Here is a 16,383-nt window from a genome sequence, read left to right on the forward strand (position 1 = left end):
CAAAAGGGGACCAAACCTGCTTCTCCCCGTAATTTATGCCAGACATAAATCCATTGGGAGGTTTTAGCGCATGATGAGGAAGCTACTATTGTTCATGGCCGCTGTTGCCATGGCCTTCTCCCTGTCATATGCCCAGGATGAACTGAGGGAGATCACCACCGACGGCACGGCGTCAATACTGAATAACGACAAGGCCATGGCCCGGGATGTGGCCATCCAGGACGCCCTGCGCAATGCGGTGGAGCAGGTGACCGGCGCGGTGATCAGCTCCAGCACGGTGGTGGAGAACGCCATGGTGATGGAGGACAACATCTACTCCAAGGCCAAGGGCTATGTCAAGGCCTACTCGGTGCTCAGCGAGGGCGAGGCCGACAACGGGATGACCTATAACGTCAAGGTCAAGGCCCAGGTCCGGGCCGGGGCCATCAAGGATGACATCGGCGACATCCTGCGGGGGGCCGGCAATCCCCGGCTGATGGTCCTGATCACCGAGCAGAACATCGGCCAGCACCAGTACAGCGGGCTGGATGTCAACCTGAATGTGGCCGAGAACGCCATCATGGAGAATATGCGCAACAAGGGCTTCGAGTTCGTGGACCAGGAGGCCAACGAGCGCAACATGCGCAAGGACAAGGCCCTGGCGGCCATGCAGGGGGACGCTGCCGCGGCTGCCTTCATCGGAGACCGGGCCGGGGCCGAGGTGATCATCACCGGCAAATCCTTTGCCAAGGAGGCCTCCGGGGTCAGCGACATGCTGGGCGGCATGAAGTCCATGCAGGCCACCGTCTCGGTCAAGGCCATCAACACCGACGACGGCCGGGTGCTGGTCTCCAAGAGCCAGAGCGACAAGACCATCCATATAGACGAGGTGGCCGGCGGCACCAAGGCCATCGAGATGGCCGCCAACAAGCTGGCCGATTACCTGGCCGACGAGATCGTCAAGAAGTTCACCCGGGGCTCCAACACCGTCACCCTCAACGTCACCGGGATCACCGATTATCAGATGTACACCGACCTGGTCAACATCCTGAAGTACGAGATCCGGGGCATCAAGGGGGTATCCGAACGGGAGATGGCCGGCAGCACCGGATTGATAGAGGTGGATACCAAGTTCAACAGCGGCCAGCTGACCTCGGAACTGCTTTACAAGACCTTTCCCAATTTCCGGGTCAGGATAATCAGCCGCACCGCCAACAAGATCAACCTGAAACTGGTGGCCCGAAAACAATAAAGGAGAATGGTACATGAAAAGAATCACAGCGATCTTCACCTTCATCGCCCTGGCCTGCGCGCTGGCATCCGGCCCGGCCCTGGCGGAGAAATCCGGCGGACTCAAAAAAAGGGTGGCGGTGGTGGATTTCGAGAATAAGACCGGTCACGGCGGCTGGCACATTGGCACCGGAATGGCCGACATGCTGACCACCGCCCTGGTGAAATCCGGCAGTTTCATGGTCATCGAGCGCCAGCAGCTGGAGCAGGTGATGAAGGAGCAGAAATTGGGCCTGAGCGGCGCGGTCACCCCCCAGAGCGCGGCCCAGGTCGGCAAGCTTCTGGGGGTGGAGCTGATAGTGCTGGGCAGCGTCAATGAATTCGGCCAGAAGGAATCCTCGGTGGGCGGGTCGGTGGGGAGCAAGGTCTCCAAGGGGATGTTCGGCCTGAATAAAGTGGGGGTGGAGACCAAGACCGCCCGGGTGGGGATGGATATCCGGCTGGTCAACACCACCACCGGCGAGATCGTGGCGGCCGACGGTTTTGCCGAGGAGGAGAGCAAAAAGGGGCTGGACGTGGGCACCGACGATTTTGCCTTTTCCAACGATTCCCGCTTTGACCAGACCCTGTCCGGCAAGGCCACCCGCAAGGTGGTCAATAAAGTGGTGGACATGATAACTTCGGCCATGAACAAGCTGCCCTGGAGCGGCAAGATCCTCAAGCTCAACGCCGACAAGACCATGATGCTGAAGCCCGGGGCAGAGGGCGGGGTCAAGGCCGGAGACATTTTCAACGTGTTCTCGCAGGGCGAGGAGATCATCGACCCCGATACCGGGCTTTCCCTGGGCAGCGAGGAGAAGCAGGTCGGCACCATAGAGGTGGTGGAGGCCAAGGACAAGTATGCTACGGCAAAAGTCATTTCAGGCTCCGGGTTCAAAACGGGCGACATGGTCAGGGAGAAATAATTTCCCCGACATAATCAAGGCTCTATTTTTAGGAGGATATTATGAAACATATTAAAAGCAGTTCCAACGGCATCATCTGGCTTTTTCTGATCACCGCCCTGGTGGTGATGGGCATGGTGTCAGGCCAGCTGATGGCCAAGACCTCGTCCATCGCCAAGATCACCTTCTATACCGGACAGGTTGAGGTCCAGAAACCAATGAAAGATGCCTGGAGCAAGGCCCTGTTCAACCAGTCCCTGCTCTCCGGCCAGAAGGTGAAGACCCAGGAGGATTCCCGGGCCGAGATCGGCTTCGCCGACGGCAGCATCATCCGGATAGACGGAAACTCCAAGCTGGACATCATCGACGCCAAAAAGGAGAAGAGCGGGGCCCAGACGGCCACCGCCAAGGTCTGGAGCGGCAAGGTGTGGGCCAATGTCAACAAGATGAGCAAGAAGACCAAGTTCCAGCTGGAATCGCCCACCGCGGTGGCGGCGGTGCGCGGCACCGTCTACCGGATGGCCGTCTCCGACGATCAGACCACCAAGATCGCCGTCTACAGCGGCGAGGTGGCGGTGGACAACAAGCCCCTGGTCAAGTTCATGGAGCAGAAGAAGGCCAAGGCCGGCGGGAAGCAGGGCGAGATCGAGGGGCCGACCCAGATAGCCGGGCCCAGCGAGGTGACCCTGGAGCAGTGGGTGCAGATCGTCAAGGCCCAGATGGAGATCACCATCCACCCCGACGGGAGCTACGACATCGTCAACTTCAATCCCATCATCGACAGCCAGGACGACTGGGTAAAATGGAACCAGGAGCGGGATAAGAAGCTGGGGATAAACCGGGATTAACCCTTATCAACTCTTCAGGGATTTTATGATGAACCGGCTGAAATTATTTTCACCAATAGCCATTGCTGCCTTGATCCTGGTCACCTGCGGACCTTCCACGGTCAGGCTCAAAAGGCTGGAGAGGGCTAACCTGCAGATACCGCCGGTCACCCGGCTGGCGGTGGTGGACTTCGACGACCCCACCCACCGCAGCCTGGGCCCGGCGGTGGGCAACGTGCTGGTATCCCAGCTCAACACCCAGGGCTTCTACCAGATCATGGAGCGGGGCAAGATCCAGTCGGTGATGAAGGAGCATGCCTTCAACATGACCGGCGCGGTGGATCCCGGCACCATCAAGGAGTTGGGCGCCATCCTGGGGGTGGACGCCATCATCACCGGCGAGATCATCTCCTACAACGTGGAGACCAACCGCCGCACCGAGATGGTGGAGCGGAAGACCGGCACCGGACGTTACCAGGAGGTGGAGAAGACCAATCCTTTCACCAAGAAGAAGTACAAGGTAAAAGAGGAGATCATGAAGACGGTGCTGGTTCCCGAGGAGCGCACCAGCAAGAGCGGAACGGTCTCCATCAACTACCGGATGGTGGACATCGCCTCCGGCAAGGTGGCGGTCAGCAAGACCCAGAGCTCCAGCTCCCAGCGCAGCTACAAGGACAACATCCCGGGAGACGAGCAGATATTAAGCGGGCTGCTGAACTCGGTCACCGAGGCTTTTGTCAAGGACATCTCGCCCCATTACATCGTGGTGGCCAAAAGGCTGCTCAAATCCAAGGCCGATCCCAACCAGATGGGCGCCGCCTACGCCAAACAGGGCGAGTGGAGACGGGCGGCCGAGATCTGGGAAAAGCTGTCGGCCGTGAACCAGAAGGACCCGGCCTTGTGGCACAACCTGGGGGTGGCCTATGAGGCCATGGGTGAGGTGGAGAAGGCCGAACTGGCCTACAATAAGGCCCAGGTCATCGAACCCGGCAACCGGCTGTATATCGAGGACACGGCCCAGCTGAGGAATGCCTTCCGCGGGGCCCTGCCGTCGGAGAACCAGCAGGTGGCCGTGGATAACGCCAGCGGGGTCAGATCCGTCTCAGCCGGTGACGGCAAGATCGTGCGGATCGAGACCACCGGTGAGATCTATGTCGACATCGGATCAAAATCCGGGCTTAAGGCGGGCGACCGGCTGCTGGTCTTCGGCCAGAGGGAGATCCGCAATCCGGATACCGGGGAGATCCTGGACGTGGAGCAGGTGGACAAGGCCGAATTATCCGTGACCAAGGTGATGTTAAACTCGGCTCTCTGCCGGACAACTAAGCAGCAGGTCGGTAATAAGTTAGCGCTGAAAGATAAAGTTAAGATCCTGAAAGCAGAAAAGTAATCCAGAACATTAACCTATATTCGATTGTTTGGGGAGATGAAAATCTCCCCATTATTATGTTTTATGAGAATTACATCAGTACGAAATAAAAGCTTGGGGCATAAAGCAGGCCTTCGGCCGATGTTTGACCTGCTTTCCATCAACGGCCATAAGATAAGCGACAACATCGATCTCCGTTTTCACCAGAGCGACGAACTGCTGGAGGTGGTCTATAAAAACAGTTCGGGCAAAATGAACCGCTCGCCGATAGAAAAGAACTATGATGACCAGCTGGGTGTCGTTCTGGAGGAGCCGAAATTTCATTCCTGCGGCAACAAATGCATCTTCTGCTTTGTGGACCAGATGCCGCAGGGGATGCGGCCGGCCCTGTATTTCAAGGATGAGGATTTCCGTCTGTCATTTCTATACGGAAATTACATCACCCTGAGCAATATCAGCCGTTCCGACCTGGACCGGATCAAGCAGCAGCGCCTGAGTCCCCTTTATATTTCGGTCCATGCCACCGATGTCAAGTTAAGGCGGAAGATGCTGGGAAGCCGGGCGGGGGATGAAATTTTAAAGGTCATGAAAGGCCTGATCGCCGGGGGGATCGAAATGCATACCCAGATCGTGCTGTGTCCGGGCATCAATGACGGGCGGCATTTGAAAAAAACCCTGTCCGACCTGTTGAAGCTATACCCCGGAGTAAAAAGCATTGCGGTGGTTCCGGTGGGCCTGACCAAACACCGGCAAAAACTTTTTCCCCTACGGGCCATCAACCGGGAATATTCCCAAGCACTGATCGAGGAGTATCAGGGATTGCAGAAACAGCTAAGGCAAAGGTTCAAAAGAACAATCCTTTACTTTGCTGACGAGTTCTATCTTAATGCCGGACTTGACTTTCCGGCTTCATTTTGGTATGATGATTATCCTCAGCTGGACAACGGGGTGGGGATGGTCAGGGATTTTTGGAATAGCTTTCGTGCCCTGTCGTCCGATCTCCCTGAGAGGCTTAAACGGAGAAAAAAGGTTATTTTCATATCCGGCACCTCCGGAGCCAGGGTGTTGAAGCCGGTGGCAGCCAGGCTCAACAGGATCGGCGGTCTCGACTGTTCGGTTATATTGGTGAAAAACCGGTTGTTCGGAGAATCGGTCACCGTCAGCGGGCTGCTGTCCGGCAGGGATATTCTTTCCTCCCTGAAAGCTGAAGGCAGAGGCTGCGATCTGATGGTCCTGCCGGAGAACCTGTTGAACCGCCAGGGAAAATTCATCGATGATCTGAGCCTGGGGGAACTCGGGAGAAGGCTCAAACCGGTCAAGGTGGTGGTCGGTCTGGAGGCATTGATCAAGGCAATCTGAACTTAATTTATGATTAAGTTGGGATATAAAATATTCCGGCCGGTGGATTGGCTGATGGTGGGTTTTCACCTGCTGATGACCCTGTTGACGCTGATCTTCAGGGAGAACATCGGCGATTGGCGGATCGCTTTCTGGAAGTATTTATTTTCCACTGCCGCCATGATATTGCTCCGGGTGATCAACCATCGTTTTGACCGGCCCGGGCTGAATTTTATCTCGGAATGGTACCCCATACTGTCATTGCCCTGGGTTTACAGCGGGACCAAGTATTTCGTCCACGCCCTGTTTCCCTGGACCATCGACGGCCTGCTGCACCGGGCCGATCTGGCCCTGCTGGGGGGCGACCCGACGTTGTTTCTCCGGAGTCTGGGAAGCCCCTGGTTCAGCGACCTGATGCAGGCCTCCTATTGTTTGTTCTTCGGCCTGATATTCTTCAGCTGTCTGATCCTCTATCTGAAAAAGGGCAGGTGGCAGTTCGAGAACCTGCAGATGATAATCCTCACCGCATTGTACGGAACGTATCTCCTGTTCATTCTGCTGCCGGCCCACAGCCCCCGTTTCATCTATTATCATGGCCTTCCGCTGAGCGGGGGATGGGTCACCGAGCAGGTCGGGATCTTTATAGGCAAAACGGCCCACCGGGGAGGGGCTTTCCCGTCGGGCCATGCCGCCGCCTCGGTGGCCATCTGCGTTTTCATGTGGCGTTACGCCAGGCTTTGGGCTCCATTGTTCATCATCATAACGCTGTTGCTTTTATTATCCACCGTTTACGGCGGCTACCATTATGTGGCCGACCTGCTGGCGGGGTTCGCCTACGGAGGGATCTCCTGCCTCCTGGCGATCCTCTGGAACCGGCACTGGCGTAAGAGCCTGAACGGAAATCTCAAATGAAGGCCGGATGTTCATATTTAAAAAAATAATCAGCGGCATCATAATGCCGTTGCCGGTGGCGATGCTGCTTCTGGCTGCGGGCATTCTGCTGATATGGCCGCTGAAAAAGAAGAGGGCTGGTTGGATCGTTGCCGCGGTATCTTTTTTATCCCTGCTGCTGCTGGGGTACGGCATAATCGGCGACATGATGTTGAGCGACCTGGAGAACAGATATCCCGCGCCGGTCGGCATCGAAACCCACGCCGGCGTCAAATGGGTGGTGGTGCTGGGCGGGGGTATGAACAGCGATCCCCGGCTGCCCGTCACCTCGCAGCTGAGCAACAGCTCGGCGGTGCGGACTATCGAGGGCATCAGGATCCACCGCCTTCTGAAGGGCTCCAGGCTGCTGTTCTCCGGCGGGCCGGTCTTCAACCCGGTCCCGGAGGGCCAGGGCATGGCCCAGCTGGCCCTGGCCCTGGGGGTGCCGCGGGGGGAGATGATGACCGAGATATTATCCCGCGATACCGAGGAGCAGGCCCGGCTGATCAAAGGACTGGTGGGGGCCGACAGCGTCTTTCTGGTCACCTCGGCGGTCCACCTGCCGCGGTCCATGGCGCTGTTCAGGAGGTCCGGGGTGGCCTGTATTGCGGCGCCCACCGACTTTCTGTATAAAAAAGAATTGCAGTTCAACCCCAGCCGATTGTTTCCCGGCTACGGCGGCTTCCGCAAAGCCGAGGCCGGCTGGCATGAATATATGGGGACGCTCTACGGCCGGATCACGGGAAGGATCTGACATCTGATGACACCAAACAGGCTGTTCAGGCATTTTTTAGCCACCACGGCGCTCCTGGTATCCGGCTGTTCTGTCTGCTGGGCCGGCAAAGAAGCCTTGGTGCAGCAGATCAATTCCTGGGGGCTGCCGGGCTGGCTGGTGACCATGATCATTGCCATGCTGCCGATCTTTGAGCTGAGGGGGGCCATTCCGGTGGCCTATCAGCTGCTGGGCATTCCGATCGTTCCGGCGGTGGCTTTTTCGGTGGTCGGCAATCTGATCCCGGTGGTCCCGATATTGCTTTTTTTGGGGCCGGTGTCCGGCTGGCTGAGAAAAGTTCCCCTGTTCGACCGGTTCTTTGAATGGTTGTTCTCCCGCACCAGGAGCCGGAGCGATCTGGTTAAAAAATACGAAATGGTGGGGCTGATGCTGTTCGTGGCGGTGCCACTGCCGGTCACCGGAGCCTGGACCGGGGCGGTGGCGGCCTTCCTGTTTGGTATAAAATTCTGGCCAGCGCTGCTTTTCATCGGCCTGGGGGTGTTGATAGCCGCAGGCATCGTAACTGCCCTGGTGCTGATGGGCATCTGGGGCGCAATCATTGCCGGCACGGTCCTTTCGGCATTGGCCGTTTCGGCCGCCTGGGGATCTTTTAGAAAGAGGAAACATGTCTAACCCAACCGTGGCCATCATCGGCCGCCCCAACGTGGGCAAATCCACCCTGTTCAACCGGATCCTCAAACGCAAGCTGGCCATCGTGGACGACCGGCCCGGCGTCACCCGGGACCGCAACTACGCCCTGGCAGACTGGAACGGCCGGGAGTTCTACCTGATCGATACCGGCGGACTGGTGCCCAACACCGAGGACCGGATGGAGAAGTCCATTAAACATCAGGTGGAGATAGCCCTGGAGGAGGCCGATGTGCTGCTGATGGTGGTGGACCGCCAGACCGGGATCACCGATATCGATTACCATGTGGCCAAGCTGATCCGCCAATTCGGCAAGCCGTATCTGCTGCTGGTCAACAAGGTGGACGACCAGAAGCACGAGGGCGATTCCTACGAATTCATGAAGCTGGGCCTGGGGGAGCCGCTGCTGATAGCGGCCGGACCGGGCCGGGCCATCGGCGACATGCTGGACAAGGTGGTGGAGATGCTGCCCAGAAACAGGGTCGCTCCCCTGGACCCGTCCACCATTAAAGTTGCGGTGCTGGGAAAACCCAACGTGGGCAAATCTTCCCTGATCAACGCCATCACCGGGGAGGAGAGGGTGATCGTGGACTCGGTGCCCGGCACCACCCGGGATTCGGTGGACACCATCTTCGAGTGGCGCAACCAGAAATACATGCTGATCGACACCGCCGGATTGCGAAGGAAAAGCCGGGTCAAGGATTCCCTGGAGTTCTACACCACCCTCAGGACCGAAAAAAGCCTGGAACGGGCCGACGTGGGGGTGCTGGTGCTGGACAGCTCCGAAGGGCTGTCCCATCTGGACCTGACCCTGGCTTCGATGCTGGAACACTCCAACAAGGCGGTGATGGTTGTGATAAACAAATGGGACCTCCAGAAGGACCCCAACAAGGCCAATTATCTGGGCTGGCTTAAGGAGCAGATGCCTTTTTTAAATTTTGCCGAGTTCGTTTTTACCTCGGCCACCGAGGAGCAGGGGATGCCTCAGCTGCTGCAGACCGTGATCTCGGTCTTCTATCTGTGGCGGAAAAATGTCGAGCCGGAGGCCCTGGCCCGGGCCTTCGACCAGGCGGTGGAGAAGAACCGGCCGCCCAGCATCAAGGGCAAGAGGATAGACCTGTACTCCATAACCCAGACCGACGTGGCCCCGCCCCGCTTCCTGATCAAGGCCTCCGAGCCGGAGCTGGTGGCGCCCAATTACCAGAAGTACCTCCACAAGCAGCTTCATGAGGGCCTGGGATTAAAAGGGACGCCCATCCGGCTGATGTTCAAGCGTTCCAAGCCGCCGGCCGACTGGAGCGAACGAAACTATGTGGATTACGGCGGCCGGCCGAGATACCATTCCTCCAAGGGGGAAGACTGACCTAATATGACAACCGCAAGATGAAGGTTGATGATCAAGTGCTGATAAAAATATGTTATATCGTATCGGCCTATCTGGCCGGGGGCGTCCCTTTCGGTTTTCTGGCCGGGAAGGTTTTCAAGAAGATCGATATCCGGGAGCACGGCAGCCGGAACCTGGGAGCCACAAATGTCTTCCGGGTGGTGGGGAAGGGGCCGGGGCTGGCGGTGTATCTTCTGGATGCCCTCAAGGGCTTTACCCCGGTGCTGATATCAAAGATGGTCTGGCCCAGCGCCAGCATTCCCGGCCAATGGTTCTATATCGCAGTGGGGCTGGCGGCCATTCTGGGGCATGTGTTCACCCCTTATCTCAGATTCAAGGGCGGGAAAGGGGTGGCCACCGCCTCCGGAGTCCTTCTGGCCCTGGAGCCGGCGGCCACCTTGATCGCTTTGGCCGCCTTCATCGCCGCATTATCGGCCTTCGGTTATGTTTCGCTGGGATCCATAATTGCCTCCCTGATCTTTCCCATGTCGGCCGCGGTGATCAGAATCGTGCAGAACCAAAATCCCCTGGTTCCCATCGTGGCCCTGGGGTGGTTGATCACGATATTGATAATGCTGACCCATAAGAAAAACATCATCCGGCTGCTCAACGGAACGGAAAATAAGTTCCGTTTCAAAAAAGATAAATTGCCATCGGACAATAAATGACGGGACGGAACAAAAAAAAGAGGGCCGCGGTCCTGGGAGCCGGCAACTGGGGCACCACCCTGGCGGTGATGCTGGCCGAGAAAGGATATGCTGTCCGCCTCTGGGAGTTTCGGGCCGAGGCGGCCAGGAAGATCCAGCAGGAGAGGGAGAACAAAGAGTTTCTGCCGGGCATCCCCCTGCCGGACAACATATCGGTCGATTCCGATATGGGAAAAACCTTATCTGATAACCAGACGGTCTTCTGGGTGTTGCCCTCCAAAGTGCTGCGTTCCGTCTGCCGGAATTCCGCGCTGCTTCTGGGGGAAGAGCGGCTGCTGGTAAGTGCCATCAAGGGGATAGAGGTATCCAGCCTGATGCGCTGTTCCCAGGTGCTGGAGCAGGAACTGGGGCAAAAAGCTTCCCGGCTGGCGGTGCTATCCGGGCCGAATATAGCGCCCGAGATCGCCCGGCATGTTCCCAGCACCACGGTGGTGGCCGCTAAGTTCCCGGAGGATGCCAAGGAAGTACAGGAGATGCTGAGGTCGCACTATTTTAGGGTGTATACCGGGGATGACATCATCGGGCTGGAGTTGGGGGGCTCTCTTAAGAACATCATTGCCATCGCCGGCGGGATAATTGACGGACTGGGCCTGGGGGCCAACACCAAGGGGGCATTGCTGACCCGCGGCTTGGCTGAGATCACCCGGCTGGGGGTGGCGCTGGGGGCCAGGCCGGATACCTTTGCCGGCTTGTCCGGAATGGGGGACCTGATCACCACCTGCTTCAGCCAGCAGAGCCGCAACCGCTCGGTGGGCCAGCAGATAGGGCAGGGACGCAAACTGGGCGATATTCTTAAGCAGATGTCAATGGTGGCCGAGGGGGTGGAGACCACTAAAGCCGCCCACCGGCTGGCCCAAAAGCACGGCATAGAGATGCCCATCACCCAGCAGATGTATAGGGTGCTGTTCGAGGATAAGGATCCAGCCGAGGCCTTAAAAGATCTGATGGGGCGGGATGCCAAGGCGGAACTATGGTGAGATACTGGCAGGTGACCCAAAGATACGGCTGCGATGTGCTGGAATTAAATTTCCTCAACGAATTCGGAATCAATCACGGCCTGGTGATCAAAACCCAAGGGCGGGATATTGACCAGGCCGGGGTCTACCGCTCCCTGTCGGCCCGGCGCAAAACGGTGGTCACCAGCCAGGTCCACGGCTGCGACATCTGCCGGGTGGACTCCAGGTTCGATAAATTCTATCCCGACCGGATCAAGGCCGACGGCCTGATGACCGACCGCAGCGATGTGGTGCTTACCATTCACACCGCCGACTGCCTGCCGGTATACCTGGCATCTTCGGACAGACGCTGCCTGGCCCTGGTGCATGCCGGGTGGAGGGGAACGGCCGCTAACTTTGCCGCCAAAGCGGTTGATGTTTTCTGCGACGAGTATGGACTTAGCCCCAGGGAACTGGTGGCCGCCATCGGCCCCGGCATCGAAGCCGGTTGCTACCAGGTGGGCTGCGATGTGGCCGGAAGATTCCCTCCGGAACATGCCAGCCCCGAGAATAACGGCAAATGGCTGTTGGATCTGCGAAGCGCCAACCGCGACCAATTGTTATCGTCCGGGATGAAACCCTGCAATATCTACGTCAGCGATTTTTGCACCAAGTGCCACCCCGATATGTTCCATTCCTACCGCCGGGAGGGAAAATTAAAAGGTAAGATGATCGCCTTTATGGAGGCCCCAGATGATTGAGCCGGTAGCCCAAAAAAACAAAGAAAAAACAAAGGCCTTAAAACGGTTGCCGGGCACCAAGGTTTATCACAATATCCGTGAGGTGGGCGAAATGACATCCCTGAAGCCCTATGTCCTGAGGTTCTGGGAGAGCGAATTCCCCCAGCTCCGGCCCCGCTTGAGCCGGGGCGGGAGGCGCCAGTATCAGCTGGACGACATCAAAATGGTGCTGATGATCAAGAAGCTGCTTTATGAGGACGGCTTCACCATCGCCGGGGCCAGGACCAGGCTGGCCGAGATCCGGGAGCAGGACCCCGACCAGATGGAGATCCCGTTCAACCAGTTCCGGGAGAGGTCCCAGCTGGGGCAGATAATTGAGGATTTGAGGGTAATGTTAAAATCGCTCTAGCCGGTTCATTTTCTGCTTGCTTTAGGAATGTTTTTACCGTATAATTAACCGGTTGTCGGGGTGTAGCGCAGTCCGGTTAGCGCACTTGACTGGGGGTCAAGGGGCCGGTGGTTCGAATCCACTCACCCCGACCATTTTGATGGATCAGGGCTAAAATTGCGATGATGGCAAAAATCTTAGGTAACTAAGGCTTTTGCCATTTTTACCAGCAGTCATAATAACAGGAGAAGGATGGCTTTTACCGAGTCGGAATTCCTATCCAATCTATGGAAAAAACTCAACAAGGTGCTGATCGGCGGGCCTAAAAATGTGGAGGATCCCCGCATCTTCCACAAGATATCCCTGGTGGCCCTGCTGGCCTGGATCGGGCTGGGGGCCGACGGCCTGTCCTCATCGTCCTACGGACCGGAGGAGGCCTTCCGGGCCCTGGGCAGCCACACCTACCTGGCTATTTTTCTGGCCCTGGCCACGGCCCTGACCGTTTTCATAATCTCCTATTCATATTCCAAGATCATCGAACACTTCCCCCACGGCGGCGGCGGATATATAGTGACCACCAGTACCCTGGGCAGTAGGGTGGGGGTGGTCTCCGGAAGCGCCCTGCTGGTGGATTACGTCCTGACCATAACCGTCTCCATCGCCGCCTGCAGTGCCGCCCTGTTCAGCTTTCTGCCGATGTCTTACCATGTTTACAAGATCCCGTTCTGCGTGGTGCTGATCCTGGCCCTGGTGATCCTGAACCTGCGGGGCGTCAAGGAATCGGTGATCATGCTGGCCCCGATATTCGGGGTGTTCTTGATCACCCACCTGGTGATGATCGGCTACGGCATCTCCAGCCATCTGTTTGATTTCGGCCCCATTGTCAGCAACCTGTCCGCCAATGTCCAGGCCGATATGAAGGCCATGGGGTTGATGGGGATCATGGCGATATTCGTCCGGGCCTATTCCCTAGGGGCCGGAACCTATACCGGCATCGAGGCGGTGTCCAACGGACTGCTGGTGATGCGCGAGCCCAGGGTCCAGACTGGAAAAAGAACCATGTTCCTGATGGCCACTTCGCTGGCCTTTGTGGCCGGCGGGCTGTTCCTGTGCTACATGTTGCTGAATGTTCATCCGGTGCCGGGGCGCACCCTCAATGCCGTGGTGGCCGGCATGCTCTTCGGGCACTGGCCCCTGGGCAACCTTCTGGCGCTGGTGACCATACTTTCCGAGGGAGCGCTGCTGTTCGTGGCCGCCCAGACCGGCTTCATCGACGGCCCCCGGGTGATGTCCAGCATGGCGGTGGATTCCTGGCTCCCCCACCGCTTTGCCTCGCTTTCGGAGCGGCTGACCATGAACAACGGGGTCATCATGATGGGAACGGCCTCTCTGGGTCTGCTCTTTTACACCGGCGGAGACATTTCGGTGCTGGTTATAATGTATTCCATCAATGTCTTTCTGGACTTCTCGCTATCCCAATTAGGGATGACCCGTTATATGATAGTTAACCGCCGCCACATGCCGCACTGGAAGCGCCAGGCGGCTGTCTTTGCCACCGGTTTGATACTGTGCCTGACCATATTGATAATTGCCGTGTACGAAAAATTTGCCGAGGGCGGCTGGATCACCTTGGTGATCACTTTTGTGATAGTGGTGGCCTGCTACCGCATCCGTAATCATTACGACACCGTCCGCCGGGGGGTGCGCAAGCTGGACGAGCTGCTGCTGGAGATCCCCACCGAAGGCACGCCCAATATGGATCCGCCAGATAAGAAAAAAACCACCGCTGTCATTCTGGTTGACGGTTACAACGGTTATGGAGTTCACCTTCTTTTGAACACCATCAGGAATTTCCCCCGGTTCTATCATAATTATATTTTTGCTTCGGCGGCGATAGTCGATACCGGTTCCTTCAAGGGGGCCGAGGCGATCGATGCCCTCAGGGAATCCACCGAGGAATCTTTGAGGAAATATGTCGACCTGGCCCGGCGGTTCGGGCTGCCCTCCGATTACCGGATGGAGGTGGGCACCGAAGCCGTGGAGACGGCCAGCCTGCTCTGCCAGCAGCTGGCCAGTGAGTATTACCGGACCACGGTTTTCACCGGGAAGCTGATCTTCCACAAGGAGAGCCTTTTCCAGCGGGTGTTGCACAACGAGACGGCCTACGCCATCCAGCGCCGGCTACAGTGGGAGGGGATCACCACCGTGGTGCTGCCCATCAGGACATCGCTCTGAGTGAGGTCACTGGGAAAATAATAACAATATCCAGAGTGCAATATCGTAATTGAAGGAGATATCTATGGATCCCAGAGTTAAAAGGCACGCCGAGGTGCTGATGAGATATTCGCTGGCCCTGAAGAAAGGCGACAAGCTGATCATCCAGGGCGAGCATTTCACCCTGCCCCTGATCAAGGAATGCTATCGCCTGGCGCTGGAGCTGGGGGCCCATCCCCAGGTCAAGATATTAAATTCCGAATTATCGGAGATCATGATGAAGCAGGGCAGCGACCAGCAGCTGACCTTCATCCACGAAAGCGACAAAGTGGCCATCAAGACCGCCGACGCCCTGCTGACCCTGATGGGCAGCGTCAACACCAGGATGATGAGCAACGTCGATCCCGACCGGCTCAAGGTCGCCAGCCAGGGCAACGCCGAGATATTCAAGCTATTCTTCGAGCGGATGGCCCAGAACGAGCTGCGGTGGTGCGGGACCATGTTCCCGGGCCAGTCCAATGCCCAGGAGGCCAGCATGTCCTTGTCCGAATATGAGGACTTTGTCTATAACTCCTGTTATTTGAACCTGGACGACCCGGTGGCCAAATGGCGGGAGATCGAGCGGGAACAGAAAAAGATCTGCGATCACCTGGACGCCAAAAAGGAACTGCAGATAATATCCCAGGACACCGACCTGAAGATGACCATCGCCGGGCGCAAGTGGGTCAACTGCTGCGGGCAGGTCAATTTTCCGGACGGCGAGGTGTTCACCGGGCCGGTGGAGGATTCGGTCAACGGGCATATCCGGTTCAGCTTTCCGGGCATCTATTCCGGCCGGGAGGTGGAGAACATCCAATTGACCTTCCAGAACGGCAAGGTGGTCAAGGCCACGGCCGACAAGGGAGAGGAGCTGCTGAACAAACTGCTGGATACCGATGCCGGCGCCCGTTTGGTGGGCGAGATCGCAGTGGGCACCAATTACAACATCACCAAATTCACCAGGAACATGCTGTTCGACGAGAAGATCGGCGGCACGGTCCACCTGGCCATCGGACGCTCCATCCCGGAATCGCTGGGCGTCAACCAGTCGGCCATTCACTGGGACATGCTGTGTGACATGAAGCTGGGCGGCAAGATACTGGCCGACGGCCAGATCATCTATCAGGACGGAAAATTCACAATTTAGAGCCGGCAATTTATTGAAAAAGCACATCTTTTTGATGTGCTTTTTTCTTTGAAATACAATAGACAAACCGGCAGGAATAAGTTATAATAAAATGTTATGAAAGTGTCTGTAATAATACCGGCTTACAACGCAGGAGACACCCTGGGAGATCTGCTGGCCGAGGCCGTTGAATGGGTGGATTTATGCGATGTCATGGTGGTCAATGACGGCTCGGATGACGCTACTGCTGCCATTATAGAAAGATCCCCGGTCATAAGCCTGGCCCATGTCGCCAACTGCGGAAAGGGCAGGGCACTGAGGACCGGGTTTGCCCATGCCCTGTCTTTGGGCTATGATGCGGTGATAACCCTGGATGCCGACGGCCAGCATGATCCCAGGTATATTCCGTCGATGATTGAAATTATGGATGCTGGACATTGGGACATTATTGTTGGTTCCCGCAGGAATGAGTTTGGAAGAATGTCATTTGCCCGTTACTTAAGCAACAACATCACCACGGTGGTGGTGTCGCTTTTGGCAGGTCATAAGATCGAGGACAGCCAGTGCGGCTATCGGCTTATCCGGCGGGAGGTGCTGGAAGCAATTGTTCTGGAAACTGACGGCTATCAGATGGAGTCCGAACTGCTGGTCAAGGCCGGGCGGAGGGGATTCACTATCGGGCAAGTTCCGATAGATATCAGAAGCTCTGCCACCAGCCATATAAGGCATCTGAGCGATACCTGGAAATTTGTGGTCATGGCAATAAAGTTACTTTGAACTTGATTTTAAATAGATGGATAAGTGCTCTGTCAT

16 protein-coding genes and 1 tRNA gene are annotated in these 16,383 nt (G+C 57.1%); all 17 read left to right on the plus strand.

Translation table 11 applies throughout. From position 1 onward, the window contains the following. The first annotated feature begins 88 nt into the window (after positions 1-88). Positions 89-1,231: a hypothetical protein gene (locus A2273_06020; protein OGF08496.1), complete on the plus strand. Its 1,143-nt coding sequence runs from the start codon at positions 89-91 to the stop codon at positions 1,229-1,231. 13 nt (positions 1,232-1,244) lie between these two features. Beyond that, positions 1,245-2,174, plus strand: coding sequence for a hypothetical protein (locus A2273_06025; GenBank protein ID OGF08497.1), 930 nt, complete (start codon positions 1,245-1,247; stop codon positions 2,172-2,174). A gap of 41 nt (positions 2,175-2,215) precedes the next feature. Then, positions 2,216-3,001, plus strand: a complete 786-nt coding sequence (locus tag A2273_06030; protein OGF08498.1) for a hypothetical protein — start codon at positions 2,216-2,218, stop codon at positions 2,999-3,001. Between the two features lie 28 nt (positions 3,002-3,029). Continuing rightward, complete coding sequence (locus tag A2273_06035) at positions 3,030-4,370, plus strand: hypothetical protein (GenBank protein ID OGF08499.1); 1,341 nt, start codon at positions 3,030-3,032, stop codon at positions 4,368-4,370. 36 nt (positions 4,371-4,406) lie between these two features. Then, positions 4,407-5,708 carry a hypothetical protein gene (locus A2273_06040; protein OGF08500.1) on the plus strand — a complete coding sequence of 434 codons (1,302 nt, stop codon included), beginning with the start codon at positions 4,407-4,409 and terminating at the stop codon, positions 5,706-5,708. A 9-nt stretch (positions 5,709-5,717) separates the two neighbouring features. Then, on the plus strand, positions 5,718-6,599 hold the full coding sequence (locus A2273_06045; GenBank protein ID OGF08501.1) for a hypothetical protein: 882 nt from the start codon (positions 5,718-5,720) through the stop codon (positions 6,597-6,599). 7 nt (positions 6,600-6,606) lie between these two features. Next, a complete protein-coding gene (locus A2273_06050) occupies positions 6,607-7,371 on the plus strand; it encodes a hypothetical protein (GenBank protein OGF08502.1) in 765 nt (254 codons plus the stop codon). A gap of 54 nt (positions 7,372-7,425) precedes the next feature. Then, positions 7,426-8,022 (plus strand): hypothetical protein, encoded by a 597-nt coding sequence (locus A2273_06055; GenBank protein OGF08741.1) that lies wholly within the window; start codon positions 7,426-7,428, stop codon positions 8,020-8,022. Further along, positions 8,015-9,400, plus strand: a complete 1,386-nt coding sequence (locus A2273_06060) for a ribosome biogenesis GTPase Der (protein OGF08503.1) — start codon at positions 8,015-8,017, stop codon at positions 9,398-9,400. Before A2273_06055 ends, A2273_06060 begins: the two co-directional genes overlap by 8 nt. A gap of 20 nt (positions 9,401-9,420) precedes the next feature. Beyond that, positions 9,421-10,089 carry an acyl-phosphate glycerol 3-phosphate acyltransferase gene (locus A2273_06065; GenBank protein OGF08504.1) on the plus strand — a complete coding sequence of 223 codons (669 nt, stop codon included), beginning with the start codon at positions 9,421-9,423 and terminating at the stop codon, positions 10,087-10,089. Then, positions 10,086-11,105, plus strand: a complete 1,020-nt coding sequence (locus A2273_06070) for a glycerol-3-phosphate dehydrogenase (GenBank protein OGF08505.1) — start codon at positions 10,086-10,088, stop codon at positions 11,103-11,105. The genes A2273_06065 and A2273_06070 overlap by 4 nt, the downstream gene beginning before the upstream one ends. After that, positions 11,099-11,824: a hypothetical protein gene (locus A2273_06075; protein OGF08506.1), complete on the plus strand. Its 726-nt coding sequence runs from the start codon at positions 11,099-11,101 to the stop codon at positions 11,822-11,824. The genes A2273_06070 and A2273_06075 overlap by 7 nt, the downstream gene beginning before the upstream one ends. Continuing rightward, positions 11,817-12,212 (plus strand): hypothetical protein, encoded by a 396-nt coding sequence (locus tag A2273_06080; protein OGF08507.1) that lies wholly within the window; start codon positions 11,817-11,819, stop codon positions 12,210-12,212. Before A2273_06075 ends, A2273_06080 begins: the two co-directional genes overlap by 8 nt. Positions 12,213-12,268: 56 nt before the next feature. After that, a tRNA-Pro gene (locus A2273_06085) sits at positions 12,269-12,346 on the plus strand. 97 nt (positions 12,347-12,443) lie between these two features. Further along, the gene (locus A2273_06090; protein OGF08508.1) at positions 12,444-14,426 is read left to right on the plus strand and encodes an amino acid transporter; all 1,983 of its coding nucleotides are present in this window, start codon (positions 12,444-12,446) and stop codon (positions 14,424-14,426) included. A 64-nt stretch (positions 14,427-14,490) separates the two neighbouring features. After that, positions 14,491-15,591: a peptidase M29 gene (locus A2273_06095; protein OGF08509.1), complete on the plus strand. Its 1,101-nt coding sequence runs from the start codon at positions 14,491-14,493 to the stop codon at positions 15,589-15,591. Positions 15,592-15,687: 96 nt separating this feature from the next. Beyond that, positions 15,688-16,347 (plus strand): hypothetical protein, encoded by a 660-nt coding sequence (locus A2273_06100; protein OGF08510.1) that lies wholly within the window; start codon positions 15,688-15,690, stop codon positions 16,345-16,347. Positions 16,348-16,383 lie beyond the last annotated feature (36 nt).

The organism is Candidatus Edwardsbacteria bacterium RifOxyA12_full_54_48, from assembly GCA_001777915.1.
GTDB lineage: Bacteria > Edwardsbacteria > AC1 > AC1 > EtOH8 > UBA2226.

Coding starts and splice junctions, on each gene's coding strand:
- A2273_06070 (OGF08505.1), top strand. CDS start 10,086: ATGACGGGACGGAACAAAAAAAAGAGGGCCGCGGTCCTGGGAGCCGGC.
- A2273_06100 (OGF08510.1), top strand. CDS start 15,688: ATGAAAGTGTCTGTAATAATACCGGCTTACAACGCAGGAGACACCCTG.
- A2273_06065 (OGF08504.1), top strand. CDS start 9,421: ATGAAGGTTGATGATCAAGTGCTGATAAAAATATGTTATATCGTATCG.
- A2273_06080 (OGF08507.1), top strand. CDS start 11,817: ATGATTGAGCCGGTAGCCCAAAAAAACAAAGAAAAAACAAAGGCCTTA.
- A2273_06060 (OGF08503.1), top strand. CDS start 8,015: ATGTCTAACCCAACCGTGGCCATCATCGGCCGCCCCAACGTGGGCAAA.
- A2273_06045 (OGF08501.1), top strand. CDS start 5,718: ATGATTAAGTTGGGATATAAAATATTCCGGCCGGTGGATTGGCTGATG.
- A2273_06035 (OGF08499.1), top strand. CDS start 3,030: ATGAACCGGCTGAAATTATTTTCACCAATAGCCATTGCTGCCTTGATC.
- A2273_06030 (OGF08498.1), top strand. CDS start 2,216: ATGAAACATATTAAAAGCAGTTCCAACGGCATCATCTGGCTTTTTCTG.
- A2273_06090 (OGF08508.1), top strand. CDS start 12,444: ATGGCTTTTACCGAGTCGGAATTCCTATCCAATCTATGGAAAAAACTC.
- A2273_06075 (OGF08506.1), top strand. CDS start 11,099: ATGGTGAGATACTGGCAGGTGACCCAAAGATACGGCTGCGATGTGCTG.
- A2273_06050 (OGF08502.1), top strand. CDS start 6,607: ATGTTCATATTTAAAAAAATAATCAGCGGCATCATAATGCCGTTGCCG.
- A2273_06025 (OGF08497.1), top strand. CDS start 1,245: ATGAAAAGAATCACAGCGATCTTCACCTTCATCGCCCTGGCCTGCGCG.
- A2273_06040 (OGF08500.1), top strand. CDS start 4,407: ATGAAAATCTCCCCATTATTATGTTTTATGAGAATTACATCAGTACGA.
- A2273_06095 (OGF08509.1), top strand. CDS start 14,491: ATGGATCCCAGAGTTAAAAGGCACGCCGAGGTGCTGATGAGATATTCG.